5 protein-coding genes are annotated in these 3,960 nt (G+C 66.3%); 2 read left to right on the top strand and 3 right to left on the bottom strand.

Going from position 1 to position 3,960, the window contains the following annotated elements; genetic code table 11:
• Positions 1 to 306 precede the first annotated feature (306 nt).
• On the bottom strand, positions 307 to 498 hold the full coding sequence (locus ACFU99_RS36165) for a DUF397 domain-containing protein (RefSeq protein WP_384400625.1): 192 nt from the start codon (positions 496 to 498) through the stop codon (positions 307 to 309).
• 10 nt (positions 499 to 508) lie between these two features.
• Positions 509 to 1,396 carry a helix-turn-helix domain-containing protein gene (locus ACFU99_RS36160; protein ID WP_384400622.1) on the bottom strand — a complete coding sequence of 296 codons (888 nt, stop codon included), beginning with the start codon at positions 1,394 to 1,396 and terminating at the stop codon, positions 509 to 511.
• Positions 1,397 to 1,643: 247 nt separating this feature from the next.
• On the opposite strand from ACFU99_RS36160, the gene ACFU99_RS36155 reads away from it, so the two are divergent.
• Positions 1,644 to 2,027, top strand: coding sequence for an ATP-binding protein (locus ACFU99_RS36155; RefSeq protein WP_384400619.1), 384 nt, complete (start codon positions 1,644 to 1,646; stop codon positions 2,025 to 2,027).
• Here ACFU99_RS36155 and ACFU99_RS36150 read toward each other — a convergent pair.
• On the bottom strand, positions 2,024 to 2,626 hold the full coding sequence (locus tag ACFU99_RS36150) for a hypothetical protein (RefSeq protein WP_384400616.1): 603 nt from the start codon (positions 2,624 to 2,626) through the stop codon (positions 2,024 to 2,026). The two genes, ACFU99_RS36155 and ACFU99_RS36150, sit on opposite strands and share 4 nt — an antisense overlap.
• 468 nt (positions 2,627 to 3,094) lie before the next feature.
• Between ACFU99_RS36150 and ACFU99_RS36145 the strand changes: the two genes are divergently transcribed.
• Positions 3,095 to 3,817 (top strand): M23 family metallopeptidase, encoded by a 723-nt coding sequence (locus ACFU99_RS36145; RefSeq protein ID WP_384400613.1) that lies wholly within the window; start codon positions 3,095 to 3,097, stop codon positions 3,815 to 3,817.
• The last annotated feature ends 143 nt before the right edge of the window (positions 3,818 to 3,960 follow it).

Genomic DNA, 3,960 nt, shown 5'->3' with positions numbered 1-3,960 from the left:
CCCCCGCACCCGAAGAACCTGCAACGGCCACTTCGCGGCAGCAGCCAGCGGCGCAGCGCAGCGGAGCCAGCCTGAACCCCGGCCACGAACCCGCCCGGCGGGCAGTGAACCGAGCCCGGCCCGCCCCCTTCCCTCCCGCTGCTGGCGCTCTGGACCCGAAGGGTCCGAGACGATGCCCGCACCGGTCCACGCACAATGCCGCCCCACGCGGCAGCCACCCTCACCTTCACCCCCTACTGGGAGGGGCCGCCGGTCTTGCTCATTGCCATGGACCGTGGGTGCCGCCCCTGCTTCAGGCCCCGCAACTCAGTAACAGTGGTTGAAGGCCCCCGTGCGAACGGCGCGGATGAAGGTCCGGAGCTCGGAGCGGGTCACGGTGACGACTGCTTCGGGTTCGTCGCTTTCGCGGAGGTGGAAGCCGGCGGAGGAAGCGGCGAGTTCGACGCAGTTTGCTTGGTCGGTGCTGTAAGTGGACTTTTGCCAGCGGAGCGGAGGCATGATCGCCCTTTCAGAGTGTGTAGAGGACGTACTGAACCAGTCCAAGGGAATCCCGCGATTCATGCTTGGCCGGTGTGAGGCTGGCATCGACTGGCGGGAGGGCAGTGGAGCGAAGGAGCTCGAACTGCCGTCGGTATCGGGAGGTTGCGTCCGGGGTGTGTAGGTAGACGGCTTGAGCGGGGTGGTCCATCTGCACGGTCTCCAGGGCCCCCGTGTGTGAGGTGAGCAGGCAGAACGGGGTGTTGATCGCGGACACGGCCGCAGATGTGAAAGGCAGCACTTGGATAGTCACGTTTGGAAGATCGGCTAGCGCTACGAGGTGTAGTAGCTGTTTGCGCATGACCTCTGTGCCGCCGAACCGTACGTGTAGCGCAGCTTCGTGGAGTACCGCGTGGATCGCGGGCGGATTCTCGCGCGTCACGACGGATTGCCGTTGGATCCGGAACCGGACGGCTGTCTCGACGGCTTCCGGTGTGGTTACGGTGTCGCTCGCTTGAAAAATGGAGCGGGCGTAGGCCTCGGTCTGGAAGAGCCCGGGGATGAACAGCGATTCGTAGGAGCGCAGTTCGTCGGCGGACGCCTCCAGTTCGGCCAAGTCGAGAGAAGCGGGGGACAGCCTGCCCTTGTAGCTGCTCCACCACCCCTTGCCTTTGGCCTCTGACAGGCTCACCAACGCATCGATGTAGGTTGAACTAGTGCACCCGTAGGTACCGCAAAGCGCGCGCAGCCGGTCAGTGGAAATGGCGGTGTGGCCCCGTTCGACATGGGTGAGGTGGACTCGCCCCATACCGATGGATGCTCCGCCGTCGCTGACGGTCAGGCCTGCCTGTTCGCGCAACTTCCGGAGCTCCGCGCCGAGTCGGCGTTGCCGCTCGGTGGTGGTGGTCCGCAGCGCCAAGGTGTTCTCCTCCGGGTGTGTGTCACAGTCTGCCCCTGCGTGACGGCGCGGTCCACTGAATCGGGCATTCAGGTTGAACATGTAGCCCTATGTCCAATACGGTGAGTATCGTGACGCTCACGCAGTGATGCCGGAAGCGTCTCAGTCGACGTGCCCTCGCGGGAAGCGCCGCGCACCGCACCCCCACTGCGAAACGCCATGGAGGCGTCTCATGGGCGTATGTACAGAACCACCTCTCACCCACAGTGTGTTCACCCCCAGCACCCCCACCGCGCCGAAGATCTGCCGGGACTTTGTGCGCAGTGTTCTCGCCGCGTCCGGGCTGGAGCACCTCGCCGAAGTGGCCGTGCTCTGCACCTCGGAGCTTGTGACCAATGTGCATCAGCACGCGAAAGGGGATGTGCTGCTCGTGGCCGCCGTCGAGCCCGCGCACGTACGGATCGAAGTACGTGACGACGGGCCCGGACTCGCCGAACTCCCCGCGACGCGACGGGCGGCGGAGAGCGGCGATACGAACGGGCGCGGGCTGTTTCTCGTGTACGCCATGGCCGACTTGTGCGGGGTGACGGCCGCTGCCGTCGGGGGCGGGAAAGGGGTGTGGTTTCAGCTCAACGTCGCGAACCCGGGCTAGGTATCGCTGTTGGCCGCCCACCGAGCAGGCGTCGGCGTGGTCACCGACGCGGCGAAGTCCGCCAACGCTCTGAAGTCGCTGCCCCTCAGTCCCCTTCGTGGATTGACGTGATGGAGCAAGGCGGGCGCGTGGTGGTTGGCGGATACATGGGCGTGATCCGCGTCGCTCTGTTCGTCGTCCACCCAAGCGAACGGTCGCCCGTCGGCGTACTTCACCAACGGTTCGGACTTCCAGTGCACGCCGTCGGGGCGCTCCTGGAACAGCGCGCTGCCGAAGTCGACGAACGGCAGCTCGGGCAGGCCGAGCACAGGGCCTATCCACGTGTTGGCGTCGTTCATCCAGGTCGTGGCCCAGCAGATCTCGTACCCGAGAGTCAGCAGCGCCCGCCCGTGATCAGGGTTGAGCCACACCTGGAGTGGCCCCCTATGGGGCCGCCTGTGGGTCCGCCTGTGGGGCCGCGTTCCCTCGGGCTCCCCGGTCGCCCAGCCCGCCTCCTCCGGCGCGCTGAGCGTGGTGTAGCCCTCGGGGCGCTTCCCGCACTCGGCCGCGTACGGATTCAGAGGGCCGTCGACATCGAGAAACAGCAGCGGTCGGCTCACGGTGCTCCTTGAATCTCGGTCCGTCCCCCCGGGCCCTCGGTCCCAAAACGGACATACGGAAGTCCCGTCGGAATTCGAGTGGATCTTATGTCGCGGTGACATGCGGCACAGGGCTTCACCTCGGTACTAAACAGTTTAGGGGAAGCGCCACGAACGAGCCCGGGACTTTCGGCCCGGCCGGCTCGGGGCCTTTGTGGGGGAGTCGGGCGGGGCTTTCGGGGGTGTGGGGTTACTGGCTGGTCAGCTGGGGCCCGCTATGGCCGGGCGGGGGTTTCGGCTCGTTTCGTAGCGGGTTCTGCGGGGCGGGGTTCCGGTGCCCGTAAGAGGCGGAATTCCCTTTCCCCCGGTACGGCCGCGCCTAGTAGTGAGCCCCCTTGGCGGCACGGCAATGGCGGGTTACCAAGGTATGGCGCTCCCGGTCCGCAGCCGGGACTTATTCATTCCTGGCACCCCTGGAGGTTGTTCCGCATGTCGAAGCACGCCCCGTTCCGCAGTCCGAAGAAGTCCACCAAGTCCGCCAAGTCGACCGAGTCGAACAAGTCGGTTCTCCGTACCCGCGCCGCCATTCTGGCCGCCGGGCTCGGCGCCTCGGCCGCGCTCGGCTCCGGTGTCGCGCTGGCCGCGGACGCCGGTCACGGCAGCCTGCTGGAGCTCGGTTCGGTGGCGACGATCGACAACGCGATCAAGGCCCAGGCCAGTGGCCAGAAGAAGGCCGCCGAGAAGGAGAAGAAGGCCGCTGAGCAGCACAAGAAGGACGCTGCGAAGAAGGTCTCGTCCTGGGTGAAGCCCGTGGACTCCTACCAGATAGGCCAGCCCTTCGGTATCGCCGGCAGCCACTGGTCGCACAACCACAGCGGGCAGGACCTCGTGGTCGACACCGGCACCCCGGTGAAGTCCGTCCACGGCGGCACGGTCGTGAAGGCCGGCCCGAACGGCGGCGGTGACGGTCCCGCGTACGGCAATGCCATTGTGGTCAAGCACGACGACAACACGTACTCCCAGTACGCGCACCTTTCGAAGATCGGCGTTCACGTCGGCCAGTCCGTAAAGACCGGTCAGGAGATCGGCCTCTCCGGTTCCACCGGCAATTCGACCGGTCCGCACCTGCACTTCGAGATCCGCACCACCCCGAACTACGGCACCGCCGTCGAGCCCCTCGGCTTCATGAAGGCCCACGGCGACAAGCTCTGAGGCGACAAGCTCTGACCGGATTCAGTGCACTCACAGCGCGCTGATATCTGACAACGCGCTGATATCTGGCGGCTTCGGTGGCGGGCCGCGCCCTTTTGAAAAATCCAGCCCCGCCCCGACCGATTTAACACCCGCGCGCCCGC

Origin of the sequence: Streptomyces sp. NPDC057654, from assembly GCF_042800135.1 — a bacterium.
In the GTDB taxonomy this organism is placed as follows: Bacteria; Actinomycetota; Actinomycetes; order Streptomycetales; family Streptomycetaceae; genus Streptomyces.
This window is presented reverse-complemented; position numbering and strand designations above follow the sequence as displayed.